At 39.2% G+C, this 25,736-nt stretch carries 21 protein-coding genes, 1 pseudogene and 1 other annotated feature; of the genes and pseudogenes, 2 read left to right on the top strand and 20 right to left on the bottom strand.

What is annotated here, in order from left to right:
- The 4 genes from V7149_RS03640 to hemA all read right to left on the bottom strand — a co-directional run.
- A partial coding sequence (locus V7149_RS03640; protein ID WP_335344295.1) for a uroporphyrinogen-III synthase occupies window positions 1-718 on the bottom strand: 718 nt, incomplete at its 3' end.
- Entirely contained in the window at window positions 715-1,647 is a 933-nt protein-coding gene (hemC, locus tag V7149_RS03635; protein WP_335344294.1) for a hydroxymethylbilane synthase, read from the bottom strand. The genes hemC and V7149_RS03640, both read right to left, overlap by 4 nt.
- A gap of 14 nt (window positions 1,648-1,661) precedes the next feature.
- A complete protein-coding gene (locus V7149_RS03630) occupies window positions 1,662-2,495 on the bottom strand; it encodes a cytochrome c biogenesis protein (RefSeq protein WP_335344293.1) in 834 nt (277 codons plus the stop codon).
- A gap of 12 nt (window positions 2,496-2,507) precedes the next feature.
- Window positions 2,508-3,854 (bottom strand): glutamyl-tRNA reductase, encoded by a 1,347-nt coding sequence (gene hemA, locus V7149_RS03625; protein ID WP_335344292.1) that lies wholly within the window; start codon window positions 3,852-3,854, stop codon window positions 2,508-2,510.
- A 236-nt stretch (window positions 3,855-4,090) separates the two neighbouring features.
- Between hemA and V7149_RS03620 the strand changes: the two genes are divergently transcribed.
- Window positions 4,091-4,576 (top strand): LiaI-LiaF-like domain-containing protein, encoded by a 486-nt coding sequence (locus V7149_RS03620; protein ID WP_335344291.1) that lies wholly within the window; start codon window positions 4,091-4,093, stop codon window positions 4,574-4,576.
- A 33-nt stretch (window positions 4,577-4,609) separates the two neighbouring features.
- On the opposite strand, the gene V7149_RS03615 is transcribed toward V7149_RS03620, so the two are convergent.
- The 5 genes from V7149_RS03615 to lon form a co-directional block, all read right to left on the bottom strand.
- The gene (locus V7149_RS03615) at window positions 4,610-5,347 is read right to left on the bottom strand and encodes an amino acid ABC transporter ATP-binding protein (RefSeq protein WP_335344290.1); all 738 of its coding nucleotides are present in this window, start codon (window positions 5,345-5,347) and stop codon (window positions 4,610-4,612) included.
- Between the two features lie 15 nt (window positions 5,348-5,362).
- The gene (locus tag V7149_RS03610) at window positions 5,363-6,010 is read right to left on the bottom strand and encodes an amino acid ABC transporter permease (protein ID WP_335344289.1); all 648 of its coding nucleotides are present in this window, start codon (window positions 6,008-6,010) and stop codon (window positions 5,363-5,365) included.
- A 60-nt stretch (window positions 6,011-6,070) separates the two neighbouring features.
- The gene (locus tag V7149_RS03605; protein ID WP_335344288.1) at window positions 6,071-6,853 is read right to left on the bottom strand and encodes a transporter substrate-binding domain-containing protein; all 783 of its coding nucleotides are present in this window, start codon (window positions 6,851-6,853) and stop codon (window positions 6,071-6,073) included.
- Between the two features lie 218 nt (window positions 6,854-7,071).
- Entirely contained in the window at window positions 7,072-7,653 is a 582-nt protein-coding gene (yihA, locus tag V7149_RS03600; RefSeq protein WP_335344287.1) for a ribosome biogenesis GTP-binding protein YihA/YsxC, read from the bottom strand.
- A complete protein-coding gene (gene lon / locus V7149_RS03595) occupies window positions 7,650-9,977 on the bottom strand; it encodes an endopeptidase La (RefSeq protein WP_335344286.1) in 2,328 nt (775 codons plus the stop codon). The genes yihA and lon overlap by 4 nt, the downstream gene beginning before the upstream one ends.
- A gap of 446 nt (window positions 9,978-10,423) precedes the next feature.
- Here lon and V7149_RS03590 point away from each other — a divergent pair, with 446 nt between their 5' ends.
- Window positions 10,424-10,606, top strand: coding sequence for a hypothetical protein (locus V7149_RS03590; protein ID WP_335344285.1), 183 nt, complete (start codon window positions 10,424-10,426; stop codon window positions 10,604-10,606).
- 14 nt (window positions 10,607-10,620) lie between these two features.
- On the opposite strand, the gene lonB is transcribed toward V7149_RS03590, so the two are convergent.
- The 11 genes and pseudogenes from lonB to ilvB form a co-directional block, all read right to left on the bottom strand.
- Window positions 10,621-12,288: an ATP-dependent protease LonB gene (gene lonB / locus V7149_RS03585; protein WP_335344284.1), complete on the bottom strand. Its 1,668-nt coding sequence runs from the start codon at window positions 12,286-12,288 to the stop codon at window positions 10,621-10,623.
- A gap of 217 nt (window positions 12,289-12,505) precedes the next feature.
- Window positions 12,506-13,768, bottom strand: coding sequence for an ATP-dependent protease ATP-binding subunit ClpX (clpX, locus tag V7149_RS03580; RefSeq protein ID WP_335344283.1), 1,263 nt, complete (start codon window positions 13,766-13,768; stop codon window positions 12,506-12,508).
- Window positions 13,769-14,167: 399 nt separating this feature from the next.
- Window positions 14,168-15,451, bottom strand: coding sequence for a trigger factor (tig, locus tag V7149_RS03575; RefSeq protein ID WP_335344282.1), 1,284 nt, complete (start codon window positions 15,449-15,451; stop codon window positions 14,168-14,170).
- A gap of 161 nt (window positions 15,452-15,612) precedes the next feature.
- A complete protein-coding gene (locus V7149_RS03570) occupies window positions 15,613-16,641 on the bottom strand; it encodes a tetratricopeptide repeat protein (RefSeq protein WP_335344281.1) in 1,029 nt (342 codons plus the stop codon).
- Window positions 16,642-16,733: 92 nt separating this feature from the next.
- A pseudogene (gene leuD, locus V7149_RS03565) lies at window positions 16,734-17,320 on the bottom strand (3-isopropylmalate dehydratase small subunit).
- A gap of 25 nt (window positions 17,321-17,345) precedes the next feature.
- Complete coding sequence (leuC, locus tag V7149_RS03560; RefSeq protein WP_335344280.1) at window positions 17,346-18,758, bottom strand: 3-isopropylmalate dehydratase large subunit; 1,413 nt, start codon at window positions 18,756-18,758, stop codon at window positions 17,346-17,348.
- 76 nt (window positions 18,759-18,834) lie between these two features.
- Complete coding sequence (gene leuB / locus V7149_RS03555; protein WP_335344279.1) at window positions 18,835-19,947, bottom strand: 3-isopropylmalate dehydrogenase; 1,113 nt, start codon at window positions 19,945-19,947, stop codon at window positions 18,835-18,837.
- Between the two features lie 63 nt (window positions 19,948-20,010).
- Entirely contained in the window at window positions 20,011-21,549 is a 1,539-nt protein-coding gene (locus V7149_RS03550) for a 2-isopropylmalate synthase (RefSeq protein ID WP_335344278.1), read from the bottom strand.
- A complete protein-coding gene (gene ilvC / locus V7149_RS03545; protein ID WP_335344277.1) occupies window positions 21,536-22,558 on the bottom strand; it encodes a ketol-acid reductoisomerase in 1,023 nt (340 codons plus the stop codon). Before ilvC ends, V7149_RS03550 begins: the two co-directional genes overlap by 14 nt.
- 96 nt (window positions 22,559-22,654) lie before the next feature.
- Window positions 22,655-23,173 carry an acetolactate synthase small subunit gene (gene ilvN / locus V7149_RS03540; protein WP_335344276.1) on the bottom strand — a complete coding sequence of 173 codons (519 nt, stop codon included), beginning with the start codon at window positions 23,171-23,173 and terminating at the stop codon, window positions 22,655-22,657.
- Complete coding sequence (gene ilvB / locus V7149_RS03535; protein WP_335344275.1) at window positions 23,170-24,891, bottom strand: acetolactate synthase large subunit; 1,722 nt, start codon at window positions 24,889-24,891, stop codon at window positions 23,170-23,172. The genes ilvN and ilvB overlap by 4 nt, the downstream gene beginning before the upstream one ends.
- 82 nt (window positions 24,892-24,973) lie before the next feature.
- Window positions 24,974-25,228, bottom strand: a binding site (T-box leader).
- Window positions 25,229-25,736: the final 508 nt, after the last annotated feature.

Raw genomic sequence — 25,736 nt, 5'->3', positions numbered from 1 at the left:
CATTTAGTCCGTATGATATAATTCTATCCTTTGTAATCGGGCCAATACAGCTAATTATACTATTTTCTAGCCGATGAAAAAGCTGGCTTTCCTTCATCACTCTCATAAAATGATCAACAGTTGAGGGACTTGTAAAGGCAAGGATATCTATTATTCCGTCCGAAAATGCCTCTACTATTTTCACTCTGCTTTCATCAGGAAAGAAAGTGTCATACATGATAATCTCGTCAACATTTGCGCCCTTTTCCGTTAAGGCCGTATAAATAATATTTCTAGCAAGTTTCCCTTTAGGGATTAAAATGTTCATCCCCGCCTTCACAAGCGGCAAGAAATCCTTAACAAACCCTTCCGCAACATACTCCCTTGGGATAAAATCCACCTTTATTCCCGCGTGCAGCAGGCAGGCTTCTGTTTTTTTTCCAATGGCTGCGATTTTGGGCAACTTCATTTTTTCAGGAGAGTCGATAAAAGAAAGAAAGGTCTCAACCGTGACATTGCTCGTAAAAACAATCCAATCATACGTATGTAACTGATGAAGAATCTTCATAATCTCATCAGAAATATCTACAGGCTTAAAGGCGATAAGAGGGATTTCAACAGGAATTCCTCCATAACCTTTAACTAAACTTGAAAAGGTTTTCGCCTGCTCCTTCCCTCTAGGAACGAGAACCGACATTCCCTTAAGAGGAAGGGCTATGCCCTCGCCTCCACCGGTCATTCGCGATCCAGCTCCTCTTTCACCTGATCGATTAAATCTTTAGCTCCCTGATTAATTAAGAGATTAGCCGCTTCAACTCCGACCTCCTCAGGGTCTAAGCCTTTCACTTGTTCTGTATAGATCAGTTTTCCATCAGGAGAGCCGACTAGGCAGGTTAGCACAATTTCTTCTCCATTAAGCTCTGCAAAGCCAGCGATTGGCACCTGGCAGCCTCCCTCCATTTTGTGAAGGAATGCTCTCTCTGCTCGAACGGTTGCATCTGTTTTCTTGCATGTAAATTTATCTAATAAACCGCGAAGTTCTTCATCATCACTGCGGCATTCGATAGAAAGTGCCCCTTGCCCAATAGCAGGCAAACAAATATCTGGGTCTAACAATTCTGTCACGACATCACTTGCCCAACCTAGTCTCTTTAAACCCGCGGCAGCGAGAATAATCGCATCGTATTCATCTGTTTCTAGCTTGGCAAGTCTAGTATCAATATTTCCTCTAATCCATTTAATTTCTAAATCCGGACGGCGTGCAAGAAGCTGTGCCCCTCTGCGTAAACTGCTCGTTCCAATTACAGCCCCAGGTTTAAGATCTGAGAAACGTACATGGTCTTTTGAAATAAGCGCATCCCGGTGATCTTCTCTTTCAGGAATACTGCCGATTATTAGCCCTTCAGGCAGAACTGCCGGCATATCCTTCATACTGTGGACAGCCATATCAATTTCTTTATCCAGCATGGCCTGCTCGATTTCTTTCACAAACAAGCCCTTACCGCCGACCTTAGAAAGCGTCACATCTAATATGCGGTCGCCTTTTGTAACAATTTCCTTCACTTCGAAATCAAAGGATGGATCAATCGCCTTCAATTGATCGATTACCCAATTTGTTTGTGTTAATGCAAGTTTACTTCTGCGAGATCCTACGATAATTTTTCTCATGACAGCCTCCTAATTTACGAATACCAGAAATGGAAAGATGATAATGAACCGAATAGAAAGAAGTTAATTAAGACAATTAGAAAGGATGCAATATTCCATAATGCTAATTGCTTCCCGGCAAGCCCTTTGCCTACTTTTAAATAAAGATAAATACTGTATGCAGCGATAACTACAAAAGAACCGACCACTTTAGAATCGTACCAAATCATATCTGGTACCTTAATATAGGCCCACTGAATACCCAGGATTAAGCTTATCATCAACATGGGAACTCCAATTACATTTAATACATATGAGGTTTTGTCCAGCTTCGATAAATCTGCAACCCTTAATAGCCTTGGGCCCCATTTCTTTCTTTTCAACAGATCATACTGAATTAAATATAATACGGAAAATACAAAAGACAAGGAAAATGCCCCATATGACAAAATCGCAACAGTAATGTGTATAAATAGTAATTCAGAAATGAGCTTTTGAGCCATCACATTTGATTCATACTGAATAGGGGCAAATGTGTGAATGGCCATAATGATAAATCCAATTACATTTGTAAAAAAGACTATAAAGTCTACCCTAAGAAAACGGTTTAATGCTAATGACAAAGTAATGAGCACCCAGGCATAAAAATATAATCCTTCAAAAATTGTCAGTACGGGAAATCTGCCTGTTTTCATCATATATAAAAAGAGAAAGACCGTTTGCAAAAGCCAAACAAATGCAAGTAACCAGAAGGCAATTCGGTTTGCCTTCCGGTTATGATGTAAGAAATCAATAAAGTATAATAAGACACTCAAGGCATACAGAACGACAGTAGCTTCATGCAGCCGTGTCATATAAATATCGATCATACTCAAGTACTCCTACGATTGAAAGGAAGCCTGTGACATATGAGCGATAGAGTTTTGTGGTTCGGCTGTTTGTGTCATTTTCCGCTCAGAAACAAGTTCTTCTATATTGAAAATTTTCATAAATAAATCTAATGCCTTTTCAGCATCCTTACCTCCGGCCATTTCCTTCGCCTGTAAAATAGGATCCTTTAACAGCTGATTAATAATACTCTTTGTATGTTTATTCAGTACCTTTTTATCACGATCACTTAAATTCGGCATCTTTCTTTCAATACTTTCCATTGTTTCAGCCTGAATCGCTAATGCCTTTTCCCTTAAAGCAGAGATAACGGGAACGACACCAAGCAAATTCAGCCATTGTTTAAATTCAATAATTTCCTGCTCAATCATGAGCTGAATGGTTTCTGCTGCCTTCTTACGTTCCTGCAGATTTGCTTCAACAATTCCTTCAAGGTCATCTATATCATATAAGAAGACAGTATCTAATTCAGCGAGGGCAGGGTCCAAATCACGTGGCACAGCGATGTCTACCATGAATAATGGTTTTCCTTTTCGTAATTTTTCAACAGCTGTCATCATTTCCTTCGTGACAACGAATCCCTTTGCTCCAGTAGAACTAATAAGAATGTCCGCTTCAATTAAAGAGCATTGGAGCTCTTGAAGAGATTTCGCCTTGCCAGCATAACGGACTGCTAAATCCTGCGCTTTTTCAAATGTACGATTGATAACGGTTACCTTGCTTGCACCGTTTGCATGCAGATTTTGGATAGCAAGCTCGCCCATTTTACCGGCTCCCAAAATAAGCACATGCTTATTCTCTAAAGAACCAAATATCTTTTTTGCCAACTCTACAGCAGCATAGCTAACTGAAACGGCATTAGCTCCGATTTCTGTTTCAGAATGAGCCCGTTTAGCTAACGTAACAGCTTGTTTAAATAATTGATTAAATACAGTTCCAATCGTATGATCATCCTGTGCCTGCAGAAAGCTTGTCCGAACCTGTCCTAAAATTTGGGTCTCTCCAAGAATCATGGAATTCAGCCCACAGGAGACATTGAATAAATGCTCGATAGCCCCTTCCTGCTCATAAATAAACAAATAAGGAGAAAATTCTTCTTTCTCTATCTTAAACCACTCTGATAAAAATTCTTTAATATAGTAACGGCCTGTGTGAATCTGATCAACAACCGCATAGATTTCAGTCCGATTACAAGTAGACACAATCACATTCTCAAGGATGCTTTTTTTATCCTTTAACGTTTTCATAGCATCTGGTAATTGAGAAGGGTTAAACGTCAATCTTTCCCGAATTTCAACAGGGGCCGTTTTATAATTTAGACCAACAACTACTATATGCATTTAAATTGACACCCCCAAATTAATTGCACAATAACTATTCTAATTGTAGCACTTATTTCCTTCATATTTATGCGAAAATGTGAACAGATCTTGAACTCCTATGGTAAAATATTCATTGAATTCAAATAGATCGTACACAAATTATGTTTATTTATTTTTTCGACAAAATACTCCCTTATGTACATTATCAAAAATTGGATATAGATTCAAGTGAACCTTATTGGAAGGGTGTAAATATGAAAAATCAGAGAATATTTCCTGGTATTATCCTAATTGGCTTTGGAGCATACTTCTTTCTTCAACAATCAAATATCACTTTTTTTCAGCCTTTTTTTACATGGCCTAGCCTTTTAATCATCATTGGGATCGCATTTTTATTTCAAGGCTATGGAGCGAAGGATTATCATGCCATCTTACCAGGTGTCATCCTGACAGGGTTTGGCTTGCATTTCCATGTCGTGAATCGTCTTGAAATTTGGCCGGATCATATCGGAACATTCATTTTAATTATTGCTTTAGGCTTTTTACTTCAGCACCAAAAAACTAGAACCGGGTTATTTCAAGGAATTTTATTTTTAGTTCTTGCTTCCTTGCTCCTATTTTACGACCGGATTATTCTATGGTTTGGTTTATTGGAAAACGGAGTTACAACCGCCTGGAAGTTTTGGCCAGCCATCTTTATTCTAGCGGGTATTTACTTTCTGTTTTTTAAAAAGAAATAGGAGGACAAGGTTATTATTCCCTGTCCTCCGTGTTTATAAAACCGAATCTAAGAAGTGTTTTGTACGGGTTTCCTTTGGATGAGAGAATAAGTCCTTCGGATGACCAACTTCGACAATACGGCCTTCATGCATATAGACGACCCAATCAGCAACCTCTCTAGCAAAGCCCATTTCGTGTGTGACGACCACCATTGTCATTCCCTCTTCAGCCAGCTCCTTCATTGTGGCAAGCACCTCGCCAACAAGCTCAGGATCTAAGGCAGATGTAGGCTCATCAAATAGCATGATTTCAGGTTTCATAGCTAATGCCCTTGCTATGGCTACCCGCTGCTTTTGTCCGCCAGACAGCTTGGATGGGTACACATTTTCCTTATCTGAAAGACCTACTTTTTTCAATAATGCCTTTCCTTCGGCCGTAGCTTGCTCTTTAGATAGCTTTTTTACATAAATGGGAGCCTCAATAACGTTTTCAAGTACTGTTTTATGCGGGAATAAATTAAAATGCTGAAATACCATCCCAACTCGTGCTCGGACCTTATTGAGATCATGTGTTTCTTTTTCAATTTGTTCGCCGTTAATTACGACTAACCCACTATCCTTAAATTCCAAAAAATTGATGCATCGAAGAAGTGTGCTTTTCCCTGAGCCGCTCGCGCCTATTAAACAAACCACTTCACTTTGCTTAACCGTCATATTAATATCCTTTAATACGTGCAAATCTCCAAATGATTTATTTAGCATGTCAACTTTTATCATGACCGTACCGCTCATATTATAACTCCTTTCTTAATCGCTGCTAGCCATTCTTTTTTCGATTAACCTGACAATAATGGAGAAGAATAGAACTAATACTAAGTAGTAAACAGCTACAATGAGTAAATAGCTCATATAGTCGTATTTAATTGAGCCTTGAGTAGTAGCTACATTAAATAGCTCGTACATTCCAATAAATGATGCAAGTGAGGAATCCTTTAGGGCAATAATAAATTGATTTCCTAGGGGCGGAAGTGCCCTGCGAATGGCTTGTGGAAGAATAATCCTTCTCATCGCTAAGGAAACCGTCATACCAAGAGAACGTCCTGCCTCCATTTGTCCATGATCGACTGACTGGATCGCCCCTCGGAAAATTTCAGCAATATAAGCACCGTTATGAAAGGCTAGTCCAAGAACAACAGCCCAGAAGTCTGGCATATTGATAGAGGTTAAACCAAAGTAGAAAATAAAGATTTGCACAACGAGCGGCGTTCCCCGTACGAGAAATATATAAGCATCCGCCACTAATTCTAATACCTTCACCTTTGAAATTTTTAAAAAGGCAAAAAAAAGGCCGATAAATATTGCGATAAAAATGGAAATAATCGTGAGTTGGAAGGTAAGTACCATTCCTTTTAAGAAAATGGGGTATGTTGCCATGAATTTTGTGAATAAATCCATAGGCTTTCCTCCTTTACTTTTATTAATAAATAGAGGATGACTAAGTCATCCTCTATTTGCTTATTCCTTCTCAGGGTCTTTCGTAATATCTTCACCGATGTACTTTTTACTGATTTCCGTCAATGTTCCGTTTTCATGTAATTTTTTCAACGCTTCATTAATTTTTTTCAGAAGCTCCTCGTTTTCTTTCGCAACAGCTATTGCTTGTTCACTTTTTCCTAGCAATTCTTTTCCAACAATATTCATTCCAGCACCAATTGCCTCTTTGCCCGTAATAAAATCAGTGATGACTGCATCATGCTTCCCTTTACTTAATGCTTCAAGCGCCACGACATCGCTATCGTAAAATTTAATATTATCTGTTACAGGCTGTGCGACATCTGCATAAGTAGTTCCTTTAGCTACAGCAATTTCTAATCCTTTTAAATCGTCAATTGTTTCAACTGTACTATCAGGACGGACATAGATTTGCGGTCCAGAATAGTAGTATGGAATCGAGAAATTTACGGCTTCTAACCGCTCTTCCGTGATTGTATGACTAGCAACCGCCGCATCAAAGCGGCCAGATTTAACCCCTTCAACGATGCCTCCGAACTTAAACTTTTTCTGTACAGGCTCTAACCCAAGTTCTTTTGCTACTGCTTCTCCTACCTCAATGTCAAAACCGCTCATCGTTCCATCCGCATTCGTCACACTAAATGGGTTAAATTCACCTGACGATGCATAAATAAACTTTCCTTTCTCGACAAGCTTAAAGCCCTCATTCTCTGCTTCCTTTGACCCACAGGCAGCAAGAACAATAATAGAAATGAATAAAAGTAATCCCTTTCCAAAATGCTTCACTATTAGAAAGTCCCCTTTCTTCTTCTCTCAAATTTTTTCTAATTACCTAAACATATGATACGAATTCTTTTAAGATTCATATTTTCTGCTAAATGTTTTCGTGATTGCTTCTAGCAGACTAAAAAATTAATACTTTTTCTATTACTATAATAAAGATTGATATATTTCATTCTTATAGCAAAAAAAATCCCGGTGCATTTCTGCATCGGGATTGAAGCTTATATATAGCTTAGAAGCACAGACCACGCTTCATCCTTCCCTTGTCCAGTTTCGGACGAAAAAAGGATTAAAGGATCATTCGGATCGAGGTCCAGTGTTTCTTTCGTTATTTTTATATGCTTTTGCCATTTCGATTTCGGAACTTTATCGGCCTTTGTAGCGATAATGACACATGGGATTTCGTAATGCTTTAGGAAATTATACATCATGATATCATCCTGACTTGGGGGATGACGCAAATCAACTATTTGCACAACAGCTTTTAGCTGCTCTCTTGATGTTAAATACGTTTCAATCATTTTGCCCCAGGCTTCTCGTTCTTTTTTAGAAACTTTAGCGTAGCCATAACCAGGTACATCGACAAAATGTAACATCTCATTAATCAGGAAAAAATTTAATGTTTGTGTTTTCCCAGGCTTTGATGAGGTTCTAGCTAACGCTTTTCTATTTAACATTTTGTTAATAAACGAAGATTTCCCAACATTGGACCTGCCTGCTAAAGCAAACTCGGGTAAAGCCTCACCCGGATATTGGTCAGGCTTTACCGCACTAATAACGATATCTGCTGAATTTACCTTCATGCTTCTGCACCCCCAGTCAATGCATGCATTAGCACTTCATCTACATGGGAGACTAGAACAAATTCCAACTCGTCTCGGACACTCTCAGGTATATCATCAATATCCTTTTCATTGTCCTTTGGAAGAATAATTTTCGTTAGACCCGCTCGATGAGCACTAAGTGTTTTTTCTTTAACGCCGCCTATTGGCAGGACACGCCCACGCAAAGTAATCTCCCCAGTCATACCAATTTCTTTGCGGATTCGCTTACCAGAAAGTGCAGACACTAAAGCAGTTGTAATCGTAATACCTGCAGATGGGCCATCCTTAGGGACGGCTCCCTCCGGAACGTGAATGTGAATATCATACTTTTCGTGAAAGTCCTCTTCAATCCCTAATTCACTTGCTTTAGAACGGACATAGCTAAAGGCCGCTTGAGCCGATTCCTTCATGACATCCCCAAGCTTCCCTGTGAGGACAAGCTTGCCTTTTCCTGGTGAAAGTGATACTTCAATTTGCAGTGTATCCCCGCCAACAGTTGTATAAGCAAGTCCTGTTGCCACACCCACTTGATCCTCAAGCTCAGCTTGCCCATATCGAAAAATCGGCTTTCCTAGGAAGTCTTCCACATTTTTTTCGGAAATAATAACCTTTTTCTTTTCACCTGAGACAATAATTTTCGCTGTTTTCCGGCATATCGTTGCCAGCTGTCTTTCAAGTCCTCGTACACCCGCTTCTCTTGTGTAATACCGAACGACCTTCTGAATTCCGTCCTCGCGGATTTGAAGCTGAGATTTTGTAAGACCATGCTCTTTTATTTGTTTCGGTAAAAGATGATCTTTTGCAATATGATTTTTCTCTAGTTCTGTATAGCCAGCAATTGTAATAATCTCCATCCGGTCTCTAAGCGGCCCAGGTATAGTCGCTAAATTATTCGCTGTTGCGATAAACATGACTTTAGAAAGATCGTATGTTTCCTCAATGTAATGATCACTAAAATTATTATTTTGTTCAGGGTCTAAAACTTCAAGCATAGCTGAAGACGGATCTCCCCGGAAGTCACTTGACATCTTATCAATTTCATCAAGTAAAAATACTGGATTAATCGTTCCAGCTTTCTTCATTCCCTGTATAATACGGCCTGGCATAGCACCTACATACGTTCTTCGATGGCCCCGAATTTCAGATTCATCGCGAACACCGCCAAGTGAAATACGGACAAAATTTCGGTTGAGTGATGTAGCAATGGAACGTGCTAGGCTTGTTTTCCCTACTCCAGGGGGTCCTGCTAGACAAAGTATTGGCCCTTTTAATGAATTCGTCAGCTTTTGAACAGCTAAGTATTCCAGCACACGTTCTTTCACCTTTTCAAGACCGTAATGGTCATTATTTAAGATGCGTTCTGCTTTATGAATATTTAAATCATCTTCTGTTGCCTTGCTCCATGGCAATGAAATTAGCCATTCAATATAATTTCGAATAACGCCGCTTTCCGCAGAACTTGAAGGGATTTTTTCATAACGATCAAGTTCCTTGAATGCGGTTGCTTGAACATTTTCTGGCATGCCGGCTTTTTCAATTTTTTCAGTAAGGTCGGCAACCTCGCCTGTCTTTCCTTCTTTATCTCCAAGCTCTTTCTGGATAGCCTTCATTTGTTCGCGCAAATAATATTCCTTCTGTGTGCGTTCCATTGATTTCTTTACGCGCTGGCCAATTTTCTTTTCTAAATTTAATACTTCTTTTTCATTATGAATGATTTCAATAACTTGATTCATCCGGTCTTTGACATCAAAGGTTTCTAATATTTCCTGCTTTTCCTTTAGCTTTAAAGGTAAATGGGATGCGATGATATCTGCCATGCGCCCAGGCTCTTCAATATCCGAAACAGCAGAATACGTTTCTGCTGATACTTTTTTCGATACCTTTATGTATTGTTCAAAGTAATCCAGCATAGTCCTCATTAGAGCTTGATCTTCTGTATCCTTTGTCGTTTCCTCTTCGAATACTTCTATTTTGACTGCGTAGTGGTTAGGGTCATCCTTAAATTCAAGAATTTGCGCCCTTTTTAACCCTTCTACTAAAACCCGGATTGTCCCATTAGGAAGTTTAAGCATTTGCTTGACACGTGTTAATGTTCCAATTTGGTATAAATCCTCTTCAGCGGGTTCATCTATCGATATTTCTTTTTGCGTAGACAAGAAAATTAAATGGTCATCTACCATCGCTTTTTCAAGGGCTTGCACCGACTTTTCACGGCCAACATCTAAGTGCAGGACCATAGTTGGATAAACAAGCAGACCCCTTAGCGGCAGGAGGGGGACGATAATTTCTTTCTTTTTCGCCATAACTTAGGAAGCACCTCCAAAATACATATCTTCATTAGCCTTAAATTGCTAATATTTTCTTTGTACAATTCTAACTTATTTATGTGTAAGTGTCTAATTTGAAAAGCGGTAGCACTGGTTCATAGAAATCTCGGACGGACTTTTCATGACTCAGCTTGGGTCAAAGTGTACGTCTGAAAGGGTTGGATGGACATTTCATGTGTCAACTTGGATCAAAGTGGCCGTCCAGCGGGGCTGGATGGACTTTTCACACGTCAGCTTGGGTCAAAGTGTCCGTCCAGCGGGGCTGGATGGACTTTTCATGCGTTATCTTGGAGCAATGTGTCCGTCCAGCGGGGCTGGATGGACTTTTCACACGTCACCTTGGGTCAAGGTATCCGTCCAACTGGGCTGGATGGACTTTTCATGCGTCATCTTGGAGCAAAGTGGCCGTCCAACGGGGTTGGATGGACTTTTCACACGTCAGCTTGGGTCAAAGTGGCCGTCCAGCGGGGCTGGATGGACTTTTCACACGTCAGCTTGGATCAAAGTGGCCGTCCAGCGGGGCTGGATGGACATTTCACATCGTCAACCTATATCCGTCTTCTCGACATAAAGAAAACTTCGGCTTTCATGCTGGGAACAATTAGCCGAAGTTGACCATCTAGATGCTTTCTTTTTTTGCCAATTCGATTGAAGCAGTGATGGATTGTTCCAGGTGAAAGTTCTTCAATAAAGCTAGTTCAAAAACTTCATTCAAATGGCTTACTGGAACAATTTTGATTCCGGTTATTTCTTTTAATATGGATTGCATATTTTCTTTTGGAATAATAACGGTTTGGGCCCCAGCCTTTTTCGCTGCTTTTACCTTCGGATAAACACCGCCAACTGGTTTAACATGCCCATGAATACTTATTTCCCCTGTCATGGCAACTGTATGGTCAATAGGATACTTGTAAATGGCAGAATAAATCCCGGTGGCCATCGCAATACCTGCGGATGGGCCATCTATTGGAACACCGCCTGGAAAGTTAACATGGATATCATAGTCGCTTGCTGGAACTCCCATCGAGCGAAGAACGGTTATTACATTTTCAATGGATCCTCTTGCCATACTTTTTCTGCGAATGGATTTTCCTTGTCCGCCAATACTTTCCTCTTCAACAATACCTGTAATATTTATACTGCCCTTATCTTTAGCTGGAATAATGGTAACCTCAATTTCAAGAAGGGCGCCTGAGTTTGGGCCATATACAGCTAAACCATTCACTAATCCCACTTCAGAACGGGTGTTTATTTTTCTTTCCATTCTTGGTGTTAGCTGACTCGATTGAATGACCCATTCAATGTCTTCATCTTTTATGTAATTTCGATCTTCTGTAATGGCAAGCCCTGCTGCAATTTGGATCATATTGACTGCTTCACGGCCGTTCCGTGCGTAAGAAGCAAGAGTCATTAATCCATTTTCACTAATGGCCAGATTAACTTTTTCTGTTGCTCTTCTGCCGACATCAGCGATTTCCTCTTCAGCCAGCTCCCGGAAAAATACCTCCATACATCTGGACCGAATGGCCGGAGGAATTTCACTTGGGGTTCTTGTAGTCGCTCCAATTAATCGAAAATCAGCTGGAAGGCCATTTTTAAAAATATCATGAATATGGTTTGGAATTTGGGCATTCTCCTCATTATAATAGGCGCTTTCCAAGAATACTTTCCGATCCTCTAGCACTTTTAAAAGCTTATTCATTTGGATAGGATGAAGCTCCCCGATTTCATCAATAAACAAAACGCCACCATGTGCATTTGTAACAGCCCCTTGTTTCGGCTGAGGTATGCCAGCTTGTCCCATGGCTCCTGCACCTTGATAAATAGGGTCGTGAACCGACCCGATCAGCGGGTCTGCAATTCCTCTTTCATCAAATCGGGCTGTAGTGGCATCCAATTCGATAAAGACAGATGAATGTTTAAAAGGGGATTTTGCTGTCTTTTTCGCTTCTTCTAAAACTAATCTTGCTGCTGCTGTTTTTCCTACCCCTGGAGGTCCGTAGATGATCACATGCTGCGGGTTTGGGCTGCATAAGGCTGCTTTTAACGATTTTATTCCATCCTCTTGACCTACTATGTCTGCAAAGCTTGATGGGCGAACTTTTTCTGCTAAAGGCTCAGTTAAAGAGATGGATCTCATCTTTTTCAATTGGTCCATTTCTTTTCTTGATTCTCTATCAATTGATACTTTCTGTGTTCGTTGATTTTTAAGCAAATTCCAGAAATAAAGACCAATCACAATTCCAAAAAACAATTGAATAAATAAGGCGATCCCCGTCCAACTCATACTTTTCCCTCCTGCAATCTAGTTCTCGGTGATATATGCTAGTATCTCCCTGACTGAGTTGGAATAAACAAGATTTTGCTGTAAAAAGCTGGGGGGATTTTGTATTATACGGCTTGCAAATGTCCCTAATATCCAGGCAAAAAAGCCAAACCCTAAAGGGTTTGGCTTATAGTATTTGAAGAGAAAAGTTTACTCTTCTTGTATCCTCTGCTGCTTGTTATGCAGAAGTTCTTTCTTCTTTTACAATCGTTCCATCTTCAAGAATGAGTTTTGGTGATGTATTTTCTGTAATCGTTTCCTTTGTAATGATACATTTTTTAATATCATCACGAGAAGGAAGGTCAAACATAACATCCAGCATAATTCCTTCAATAATAGAACGAAGTCCGCGGGCTCCTGTTTTACGCTCAATTGCTTTCTTCGCAATTTCCACTAGTGCCTCATCTTCAAATTCAAGCTCTACATCGTCAAGCTCGAGCATCTTTTGATATTGCTTTACTAATGCATTTTTTGGTTTAGTCAGAATTTCAATTAATGCTTCTTCATCTAGCAAGCCAAGACTTGCAATGACTGGAAGACGGCCAATAAATTCTGGGATTAAACCAAATTTCAGAAGATCCTCTGGAAGAACTTTAGTTAGAAGTTCTTTTTGATCTACCTCGGTATCCTTTGTAGTAGAACCAAAGCCAATAACCTTTTGACCTAAACGGCGCTTAATAATTTGTTCGATGCCATCGAAGGCACCTCCACAAATAAATAAAACATTCGTTGTGTCAATTTGAATGAATTCCTGATGAGGGTGTTTACGTCCACCTTGAGGCGGAACGCTTGCTACAGTCCCCTCTAGAATTTTTAATAATGCTTGCTGAACCCCTTCACCAGAAACATCTCTAGTTATTGAAGGATTTTCTGATTTACGGGCTACCTTATCGATTTCATCAATATAAATAATGCCTTTTTCTGCTTTCTCCACATCATAGTCTGCTGATTGAATAAGCTTTAATAAAATATTTTCAACATCTTCACCTACATAGCCTGCTTCTGTTAGAGAAGTAGCATCTGCAATAGCAAACGGTACATTTAAAATGCGAGCTAACGTTTGTGCTAATAAGGTTTTTCCGCTTCCCGTTGGTCCAATCATACAAATGTTACTTTTGAAAAGCTCCACATCATCGATTTTACTATTGGAATTAATACGCTTGTAATGATTGTATACAGCTACTGATAATGATTTTTTCGCCTGATCCTGTCCAATTACGTATTCATCGAGAATGTCACGGATTTCAGCTGGTTTTGGGACATCTTTAAACTCAACTTCCTCTTCGGTTCCAAGCTCTTCTTCAACGATTTCGGTGCAGAGCTCTATACACTCATCACATATATATACACCTGGACCGGCAACAAGTTTTCGCACTTGATCCTGCGTTTTTCCACAGAAAGAACATTTTAATTGTCCTTTTTCATCACTAAATTTAAACAAATCCTTCACCCCTTAAAAAAACATCCATTCGTTATTATTTCCGCGAATCTTATGCAAACCGTTACGTTTTCTTTACAATCATTTTTTTGTTATGTATTGCATTGTAACATATTTTCACAATGGACAGGAAATGAAAACACTTATGAGTCAGATATGTTCTATTATGTATCTTTGTTTGCAAAGAGGATTCACATTTTACTGATGTTAAAATTATATTCCTAATAAACTAAGCTTAACCATTATTGATTAATTTAAATCGAAAGAATTTATCCAAATCCTTCATATGTAGGTAATAAAAAGACGTTATGTATGTTTATTATTTGTCCATTGTATAAAACAAGGCACGAATAAATCGCGCCTTGTTCATTATGTTTTCTTATTTGTAGTGTGTGCTTATAATTAAACAGTTTTGCTGCTTTCTACTAAGAACTCAACTGCTTTTTTAATTTGAAGGTCAGTCTTAAGACTTTCTAAACTTCCAAGAGCTTTTTCAATGCTTTCAACTGACATGTTGTACATTTCAGCCATTTTGCTAAGCTCAGCAGTTACTTCTTCGTCTGTTACTTCAATGTTCTCTGCTTTCGCAATTGCCTCAAGCGTTAAGTTTACACGTACGCGATTTTCTGCTTCTTCTTTCATTTGAGCGCTTAATGCATCTTTATCTTGACCAGAGAATTGGAAGTAAAGATCAAGGTTCATTCCTTGCATTTGAAGACGTTGTTCAAATTCATTCATCATGCGATCGATTTCTGTATCAACCATTACAGATGGAAGGTCGATTTCAGCATTTTTTGTAGCTTTTTCTACCACAGTATCTTGAACAAAGTGCTCAGCTTCATGCTTCTTGCTGTCTACTAAGCGTGTTTTTACTTTTTCTTTAAGAGCGTCTAAAGATTCAACTTCCTCATCTGCATCTTTAGCGAACTCATCATCTAAAGCAGGAAGTTCTTTTGTTTTGATTTCGTGAACAGTTACTTTAAACACAGCAGGCTTGCCAGCTAATTCAGCAGCATGGTACTCTTCAGGGAATGATACTTCAACATCCTTAGATTCGCCAGCTGCAGTGCCAACTAATTGATCTTCAAATCCAGGAATAAATTGACCTGAACCAAGCTCAAGAGAATAGTTTTCAGCTTTTCCGCCTTCAAATGCTTCTCCGTCAACAAATCCTTCGAAGTCCATTACAACTGTGTCGCCAGTTTCAGCTTTGCCTTCTTCTCTCACAACAAGCTCAGCTTGTCTTTCTTGCATAGATTTAAGCTCGTTATTTACGTCTTCTTCAGTTACTTCTGTATCGAATTTTTCTACTTCAAGCCCTTTATATTCGCCAAGCTTTACTTCAGGCTTTAAAGTTACTTTTGCTGTGAAAATTAAGCTCTTGCCTTTTTCGATTTGTTCTACATCGATTTCTGGGCGATCTACTGGCTCAATTCCAGTTTCTTCGATTGCACCTGCATATGCTTCAGGTAGAAGAAAATCAACTGCATCTTGGTAAAGTGATTCAACACCGAAACGCTTTTCAAACATTCCGCGCGGCATTTTTCCTTTACGGAAACCTGGTACATTAATTTGTTTAACGACTTTTTTAAATGCAGCGTCTAAACCTTCGTTTACCTTTTCTGCATCTACTTCAATTGTAAGAACTCCAACGTTCCCTTCTAGCTTTTCAAATTTAGCAGACATATAATTATTTCCCTCCAACAATCTATTATCATTTCATTCGTAACGAATTGGTATTGATACAGCTCGATTCCCAAGCATTATCATTTTTTTACATAATAAATACCATTTACATATACAACCATTATATTATAACATACAGACCCTAGCTTTCAACAATGAAGCTAATAATTTGGGGATGAAATTTCTTCTATTTTCTTTAAAAATGCCCCTGCTTGACCTATCTCTTTCTCCATAACTTTGTATCTTAAAGCGAGATCCTTTATAGAATAATGGAGTCCTTGATACTCCGCTGCAAGATGATGATAGGCAGCTCCCCAAACATTTTCACTAAAGGGCTTAAGAAGAAAAGGATATAGAATAAATAAATGGCGCTCTATCAAACTTTTGATATGTTCAAAGAGAATAGGGTCATCATGTTCAAGCTGTTCGGCTACGAGGTTTAGCAATTTATCCATCTGACTATTATGCTGAGCACCTTGGAGATTTGAAGGTTTTACTATCATCCATTCCCCGAGCTTTTGCACATTAACCTCTTTTTCATACTCATGTTCAATTAAAACATTTAATAGCATTGTTTTAAAGAATGGCTGTCCTTCACTTGACTCTAGATAAGCCTTTATTTGATTAATATAAGGCTTTAAGTTTCTATTTGTTAGCATTGTAGCCATTTGGATTTGCTCGTGCTGATCTTTTAATGAAAAAAGATCTATTTCCACATCCAAAGGTTCATCCAGAATAGGATCATCTGAATAAATATTGGGAGATGATTCAGCCATTCTTTTGCTAAAATGGAGCATACGTGTAAAATGCTCCATTTTATCTGCTGGTATTTCTTTTTCTTCTATTAATATTTCAATCGTCTTTACAATATCATCGTATTGATGTAATTGCACGAGAATCATTAAATAGAGGTCAATAATTTGAATATAATCTCCTATGCCCTTTTGGAGCATGCTATTTGCCAATTCCTTTGCTTTCGTCAATTGGCCGGACTCAAAATATGCAAGAACGAGCCCAATATGTATATCATTATTTTCCTGTTCTAAATTATTAGCCTCTTCAAGAAAATTAATCGCCTCACGGAACCTTTTTTGCTGAAGACTTTCAAGTCCTTTTTCCAAAAGTCTCTTTTCTAGACCAGGAAAAAGGAGAACTTTATCGTTTAGTTTTTTCCGATTCCGTTTTTTCATTTATGTCACGCCGCTTCGTTTTTGAAGTTAGTGTAGCATGATTATGATTAAAAAACAAAAGGATTCACAGAGAAAACTGTGAATCCTTTTGTTTACTTAACAGCTGTTAAAGTTTTTTCATATTCATCAATTTTATCATCGAGCTGAAGGGTAATTTCAATTTCATCCCAGCCGTTCATCAGCATCTTCTTCCAATAATCATTTATAGGGAAAGATGTGGAGAAGCCACTATCATCTGAGATCGTTTCCTGTTCTAAGTCAATTTTCAGCTTAAACGCTTGAGTTTTTCCTTTGGCTAATAAATAGGATACTTCATCCTCTTTGAGCTGAATTGGAAGTATTCCGTTCTTTAAGCAATTTTGATGAAAAATATCAGCAAATGAAGGGGCAATGACCGCTTTAAAGCCATAATCCAATAGCGCCCAAGGTGCATGCTCCCTTGATGAGCCGCATCCAAAATTTTCATTGGCAATTAAAATGGTTGCACCTGCGTTTTCGGGACGATTTAATTCGAAGTCTGGATTAGGCTCCCCATCCTTCAAAAAACGCCAATCATAAAATNNCCAAATCCTGTTTTTTCTATTCTTTTTAAAAATTGCTTCGGGATAATTTGATCTGTATCCACATTTGCTCGATCAAGAGCTGCCGCTTTTCCTTCTAAAACTTTAAAACCGCTCATTCTTATTCCCTCCTTTTTCCTATGATTAAACTGTCTCTGCCGTAATCAATGAGCTAACATCAACGAATCTTCCAAAGATCGCAGCTGCTGTAGCCATAGTTGGGCTGACTAAGTGTGTTCTTGCTCCAGAACCTTGTCTGCCTTCGAAATTTCGATTGGAGGTAGAAGCACAATGCTCTCCGCTAGGAACGATATCATTGTTCATACTTAAACACATGCTGCAGCCGGAATCACGCCATTCAAACCCAGCCTGTTTGAAGATGACATCTAACCCTTCTGATTCTGCTTGCTTCTTCACTTGCTGTGAACCTGGAACGACAAGTGCCCTAACATTCGGATGGACTTCCTTTCCTTTTGCAATGCTAGCAGCCTGGCGCAGATCCTCAATTCTTGAATTTGTACAAGAGCCAATAAAGACATGCTGAATCTCAATATCTTCAATTTTTTGACCTTCCTGCAATCCCATGTAGGCCAATGCCCGTTCAAGCGATTTCTTTTCAATTTCCGTTTTGCAATCATTCATAGTCGGGATTCGATCACTTATTTTTGCAGTCATCGATGGATTTGTCCCCCAGCTCACCATTGGAGCAATGTCATTTGCATCAATAGCGATGACACGATCATATTCGGCATCTGCGTCTGAAGCAAGCTCCTTCCACTTATCCACAGCCTGAGAGAAATCCTCGCCCTTTGGAGCATATCTTCTTCCTTGAATATAATTAAATGTCGTTTCATCTGGGCTTATAAGTCCAGCACGTGCTCCGCCCTCAATGGACATATTACAAATTGTCATTCTTTCTTCCATAGTCATTCTCTTGATCGTGTCTCCGCAATATTCAATTACATGACCTGTTCCGAAATCAATTCCATATTTCGCAATAACGTAAAGAATTACGTCCTTTGCAGACACGCCTTTTTTAAGCTCACCATTAATTTCTAGCTTTAATGTTTTTGGCTTTGCTCTCCAAATTGTTTGAGTCGCTAAAACGTGTTCTACCTCGCTAGTCCCAATTCCAAACGCAATGGATCCAAAAGCTCCATGTGTGGATGTATGACTATCACCGCAAACAATAGTCATTCCTGGCTGAGTTAAACCAAGCTCAGGTCCGATAACATGAACAATCCCTTGATCCGGGCTGTCAATGCCTGCTAGTTGAACGCCAAACTCTGTACAGTTCTTTTCTAAAGTCGACATTTGATTTAAAGCAACAGTATCCTTGATTTCATAACGATTATCTGTTGGGATGTTATGATCAACGGTTGCATAGGTTTTATCAGGTCTTCTTACGTTACGATTCTTCATTCTCAGTCCAGAAAACGCCTGTGGAGATGTAACTTCATGGACTAAATGCAGGTCAATATATAATAGGTCAGGGTTCCCCTCTTCCTGATGGACAATATGTTGTTCCCAAATTTTTTCAATAATTGACTTTCCCATTTTTTCCTCCCCCTCCAATTGTTATTTTTAAAATAAACACGACCAATTCTGGTCGTGTCCAATCGTTTCCGCTTTTCTATGCATAAGCACCCATGATGTTCAAAATAGCTTCATTATCAAGCAATGTTGCTTTTACTTCAGCAATCATTTCAGTAGTTGAAACTTGTTTCATTCCGGACGACATAATGTCTCCTGTGCGGTATCCGGCTTCAAGCACTTGATTTACTGCATGTTCAATGGCTTCTGCTTCCTCATTCATTCCAAATGAAAGTCTTAGCATCATGGCTGTTGAAAGAATCGTTGCTAGTGGATTAGCAAGATCTTTCCCGGCGATATCAGGAGCTGATCCATGGATTGGTTCATATAGATATGGCCCTTCCGCTGATAAACTTGCTGATGGCAGCATTCCTAATGAGCCAGTAAGAACTGAAGCTTCATCACTTAAGATGTCTCCAAACAAATTCTCAGTAACTACGACATCAAATTGTGTCGGCTTTCTAATAAGCTGCATTGCCGCATTGTCAACTAACATATGCTCGAGAACGACTTCAGGATAGTCCTTTGAAATGTCTTCGGCTACCTCTCTCCACATTCTGCTCGATTCCAATACATTAGCCTTGTCGACTGAAGTCACTTTCCCCTTACGTGCTTTTGCAAGCTCAAATGCAAGCTTAATGACTCTTTGCATTTCTTCTTTTTTATAAAACAATGTATCTACGACAGCATCTTCGCCATCTCTTGTTATACGTTCACTTGGCTTTCCAAAGTATAAGCCGCCCGTTAATTCCCTAACCATCAGCATATTTACGCCTTCAATAACTTCCTTTTTAAGAGAGGAAGAATCTGCAAGACTTTGATAATAGCTAGTTGGTCTTAAATTGGCATATAAATTTAAATCCTTACGAATTTTCAATAAACCGCGTTCGGGCCGGAGGTGGGGTGGCTGGCTCTCCCATTTAGGACCGCCAACTGCCCCTAGTAAAACCGCATCGCTTTGCTTGCATAGGTCAACTGTCTCATCGGGCAGCGGTGTTCCAACCGTATCAATTGCTTCCCCACCAATTTTTCCATATTCAAAATGAAACTGGTGACCGAAACGCTCTCCAACAGCCTGTAAAACTTCTATTGCTCCTTTTACCACCTCTTTGCCGATTCCATCTCCTGGTAGTACAGCGATACGCTTCTCCATTTTTATCCCTCCGTTTAATATTTATGTGATTTTCTAGATGATCCAAAGTAACCTTATTATTTACTAGGTTAAACTAAGTTCACGACCCATATTTTTCATATAAATGACTCTGTTAATGGCATTTAAATACGCTTTTCCTGAAGCCTCCAGCACATCCTGTGCAAGTCCGCGCCCGCTCGTCTCGATATCCAAGTATTTCATTTTTACATAAACTTCTGCTAAAGCATCCCTGCCTGCACCAACTGACTGGATTCGATAATCTAATAAATTAATGGATCCATCTACGCATTTTTCTAGCGTATTATAAAGCGCCTCGATGCTGCCAGCCCCAGTCCCAGCTTCCTGAATGACTTCCTTGTTAATACCCATCAATGTAACTGTTGCTGTCGGGATTTGATTTGTTCCATATTGAACCTGAATTTGATTTAATTCATAGAAGCTAACTTCTTTTGATAATTTTTCATCAAGTACAAGTGCAACTAAATCATAATCAGTCAATTCTTTTTTCCGGTCGGCCAATTCTTTAAAGGAAACAAATAATTTATTAAGCTCATCATCTGGAACATTTAAGCCTAGTTCATTTAAGCGATTTTTAAAGGCATGTCTTCCGGAATGCTTTCCAAGTACTAAAGAATTGGATTGTACACCAACTAATTCTGGAGAAATAATTTCGTAAGTTGTTTTTTCTTTTAGTACTCCATCCTGGTGAATACCAGATTCATGGGCAAATGCATTTTTGCCTACTACTGCTTTATTAGCTGGAACAACCATTCCGGTCAGTTTGCTCACGATACTGCTTGAGCGGCTAATCTCCTGAAGATTCAAGCGAGTTGAAGCTTGGTAGAAATCCTTCCGAATATGCAGGGCTACTGCAATTTCCTCAAGAGCTGCGTTCCCAGCTCTTTCGCCAATTCCGTTGATTGTTCCTTCAACCTGAGTTGCTCCGTTTTCAACCGCTGCCAATGAGTTAGCAATAGCCATCCCAAGATCATCGTGACAATGAGTTGATAAAGAAACCTTATCAATAGAAGGAACATGTTCTCTTAAGTATTTAAAAATCTTTCCGTATTCTTCCGGGGTCCCATATCCAACCGTATCTGGCAGGTTAATGACGTGAGCTCCAGCCTGGATTACCTTTTCAACAATCTCAGCTAAGAAAGGAAGTTCAGTTCTCGAAGCGTCCTCTGCAGACCATTGAATAATCGGGAACTTTTTAGCAGCATACTTAACAGATTCAACTGCCCTCTCAATTACTTCTTCCTTTGACATCTTCAATTTATATTGGCGATGAATTGGTGATGTCGCAAGAAATGTATGCAATCTAGGCTCTGCACCGTCTTTGAGCGCCTCCCAAGCAGCGTCAATATCGGAAATGACGCCGCGTGCAAGACCTGTTACAGAACAATTTTTAACCATTTGAGCAATTTTTTGAACAGATGAAAAATCACCTTTTGATGCTGCTGGAAAGCCAGCTTCAATGATATCGACGTTTAATCTTTCTAGTTGTCTCGCAATTTCAAGTTTCTCTGATAAGTTAAGATTGACACCGGCAGATTGTTCCCCATCTCTCAAAGTTGTATCGAATATTTTAATTTTTTGCACTGCCGACAACTTCTTTCTTTTTGCCTTGGTTAATGAACGGCATCATTGCTCTTAGTTCTCTACCTACTTTTTCAATTAAATGCTCGTTTTCTCTAGTCTTGATTGCCGTATAAACTGGACGGTTTGTTTGGTTTTCAATGATCCAGCCTTGTGCAAATTTGCCATCTTGAATATCTTTAAGAACAGCTTTCATTTCCTCTTTCACTCTAGCATCAACAATACGAGGACCTGTTACAAAATCTCCCCATTCTGCTGTATCAGATACTGAATAGCGCATTCCAGCCATTCCGCCTTCATACATTAGGTCAACAATTAGCTTTAGCTCGTGTAATGTTTCAAAATAAGCAAGTTCTGGCTGATATCCAGCTTCTACTAATGTTTCGAAACCAGCTTTTACAAGTGCAGTTAAACCACCGCAAAGTACTGCTTGCTCTCCGAAAAGATCTGTTTCTGTTTCCTCTTTGAATGTTGTTTCTAATGCGCCTGCACGCAACGATCCGATCGCTTTTGCATATGCTAAAGCAAGTTCTTTTGCTTCGCCTGTTACATCCTGGTGGATAGCGAATAATGCTGGAACACCTGCATCTTGTTCAAACGTTCTTCTAACAAGGTGGCCAGGGCCTTTAGGAGCAACTAGCAAAACATCACAATCTGCTGGAGGCACGATTTGGTTAAAGTGAACGTTGAAACCATGAGCGAACATGATGGCTTGATTTGTTAAGTTAGGCTTGATTTCTTCAATATATACTTTTGTTTGCTGCTCATCTGGCAATAGAATCATTACGATATCTGCCTGTGCAGTTGCTTCGCCTACAGGATATACTTGGAAGCCATCTTCCACTGCTTTATCCCATGACTTTCCTTGACGAAGACCAATGACAACTTCAACACCGCTGTCTCTCATATTTTGTGCATGTGCATGACCTTGTGAACCGTAACCAATTACTGCTACTTTCTTTCCATTTAAATATGCTGCATTTGCGTCTCCGTTATAGTACATTTTTGCCATTGTTATTCTCCCTTTCTTCGTCTAAAGTTTATTTTTTATTTTGAATTTTTTAGTTATTATACTAGTTTAATGAGTTGAATGATTAGCACCATTCTCTTAAACAATTGAAATTGTCTTTAATTCTTTTGCTGATCTCTGTGTCCCTCTAGGGAAGGCCGTTGTTCCAGTTCTCGCTAATTCTTTAATACCGTATGGCTTAATTAGTTCAATAAAGGCTTCAATCTTTTCAAATTCACCCGTTATTTGAATAACTAAGCTGTCCTTGCCCACATCGATAACAGTTGCTCGAAATGGTTCAATAAGTGAATAAATTTCGCTTCTTGTTTGTGGAGTTGCAAGAACTTTTACTAAGGCTAATTCCCTTGCGACAATTGATTGATCACTTATATCTACTACCTTTAATACATCAATTTGCTTATTAAGCTGTTTCGTGATTTGTTCAGCTTCACGATCACTCTCTACATGGACAACACATGTGATTCGAGAAACGCCTTCATGTTCTGTCAGGCCAACTGAAATACTTTCAATGTTAAAATTCCGCTTAGAAAATAAGTTTGTTATTCTATTTAATACTCCTGGACGGTTTAGTACTGTCATGCTTATTGTTCTTTTCAAGGCTTAGCACCTACCATTTCATGCAATCCTTTTCCTGGTGCGATCATTGGATATACATTTTCATTTGGATCAATTCTGAAATCTAACAGAACAGGTTCACGATCATTTAATACTTCGTTTAAAATTTTCTCTGCTTCTTCCTCTGATCTAATCACATACCCTTTAATATCGTATGCTTCAGCCAGTTTCACGAAAGAGGGCTGAACCGAGATTTTACTATGTGAAAAACGCGATTCATAGAAGATTTCCTGCCATTGACGTACCATTCCTAAAGAGTGGTTGTTAAAAATACAAATCTTAATTGGAAGATTAAATTCCCTTATTACAGCAAGCTCTTGTGTGGACATTTGGAATCCGGCATCTCCTAGGACGGCAACTACACATGCGTCCGGATCTGCGAATTGGGCACCGATACTTGCTGGAAGACCGAATCCCATTGTTCCTAATCCCCCAGAAGTAACCCATCTATCTGCTTGGTTAAAACGATAATACTGCGCTGCCCACATTTGATGCTGACCAACGTCTGTAACAACAATTGCATTTCCGGCTGTTTTCTCGAATAGCATCTCCATTGTTTTCTGAGGCTTTAAATTGTCTTCAGTAGACACTCCGTAATAATACGGATATTCCTCATTCCATTTTTGGATCTGCTCACGCCACTCGGTATTGACTGGCGGCTTTCCATTTTGCTGAACCAATTGCTTTAATGCTTCCTTTGCATCAGCTACAATCGGAATAGCTGTCGGCACGTTTTTGCCAATTTCAGCTGGGTCAATATCGATGTGAGCTACTGTTGCTTTAGGTGCAAAGTGCTGTAAATTACCCGTTAATCTATCATCGAAGCGTGCTCCGATATTGATAAGTAAATCACATTCGCTTAGGCCCATATTTGCCGCATAGCAGCCATGCATCCCTGCAAGCCCTACGAAAAGTTTATTATCAGCAGGGAAACCGCCTAAGCCTAGCAATGTATGGATAACAGGAATCTGCTGCTGTTCGGCATATTCCTTTAATTCTTGAGAAGCTTTAGCATGAAGCACCCCTGCACCCGCTAGTATGACTGGTTTCTTTGCACTGCTTACAGCTTCAGTTAATTTACGAATTTGTAAATAGTTAGGCTGTAACGTTGGCTGATACCCAGGTAAATTAATTTCTTGTTCTTCCGGACGACTTGATACAGAAGCTGCAATATCCTTTGGAACATCTATTAGCACTGGACCAGGTCTTCCGCTAGATGCAATATAGAATGCCTCTTTCACGATCCTTGGAATATCCTCAATATTTCGAATTTGATAGTTATGCTTTGTTATTGGTGTTGTAATTCCCAGAATGTCCGCTTCCTGGAAAGCATCTGAACCGATGACACTTGTTGCTACCTGACCTGTAAATACGACAAGCGGCAAGGAGTCCATCATGGCATCTGTTAATCCTGTCACAATGTTCGTCGCTCCTGGTCCTGAAGTGGCGATCACTACCCCTGGCTTACCAGAAATCCTTGCGTAGCCTTCAGCGGCATGAATTCCGCCTTGTTCATGTCTAGGCAAAACATGGAGGATTTTTGAATGATAAATTTTGTCATAAATCGGTAGGACTGCTCCTCCTGGATATCCAAAAATTACTTCTACCTTTTCCTTTTCCAAGGCTTCTAATAACAGATCTGCACCCGTGACTGTTGTAGTCTCAGACTTTGATTCTGTATAGGCAGCTTCCTGCAACATTCTAATAAAACCTCCTCTTTGTTCCTTACATAATTTCAATAAAAAAAGCCCTTCCATCCCTCATAAACCTACTTATCGCAGGTAAAGGGATGAAAAGGCTTAATAACCTATTCCACGGTACCACCCTAAATTCACGCAAAAGCGTGCACTTATGAACAGATAATCCTGTTCGTTTTGATAACGGGTGGGCAACACCCGACCAACTCTACTAGAAAGATCTTTCAAGCTGGTGCTCTGAGGTGAGTTCATTTTACGTTGGAATTACCGGCTTTCAGCACCCGCCGGCTCTCTGCTAATCCCATAACATAAAACTACTTATCCTCTTCTTCGCTTTAATCAATATTACTTGATTTTTTACTGCTTTAAACCATTGAACTTTTAGGTTAAAAAAAACTGCTTCAAGAAATTAATTTATCAACTAAAGTGTATGCTTACCTTTTGTTGAGCTTTTTATTTTCTTATATTGAGGACTATCTTACGCTGATTTTATTAAACCGTCAACACCTTATTTGCAAATTATTTGATAATTTTAATTACTCTGTTTTGCTGTATCCGCTTTCATCGTTGATTTACAAATGTTCATACATATAATAAATTTTTTAACTTTTTTATGAACAAATTAAATTCAATCAATTTAAATTTAATTTGATGGACTTTCTTTAATTAGGTTCGGTGAAAAGTTTTTTAAAAAATATTTATGGTGAAATAGAAATTTATGTTAGTTCTTCTTTGAACATATCCATTTTCTCACAGAATTTTTTACACAAAAAAACCCACCTAAAAGGTGAGTTGGATTTGGTAAGATATGTAATTTGATGTAATAATGGCGTCCCAGGAGAGATTCG

This window comes from Bacillus sp. JJ1503 (assembly GCF_036965125.1).
Classification (GTDB): domain Bacteria; phylum Bacillota; class Bacilli; order Bacillales; family Cytobacillaceae; genus Cytobacillus.
This window is presented reverse-complemented; position numbering and strand designations above follow the sequence as displayed.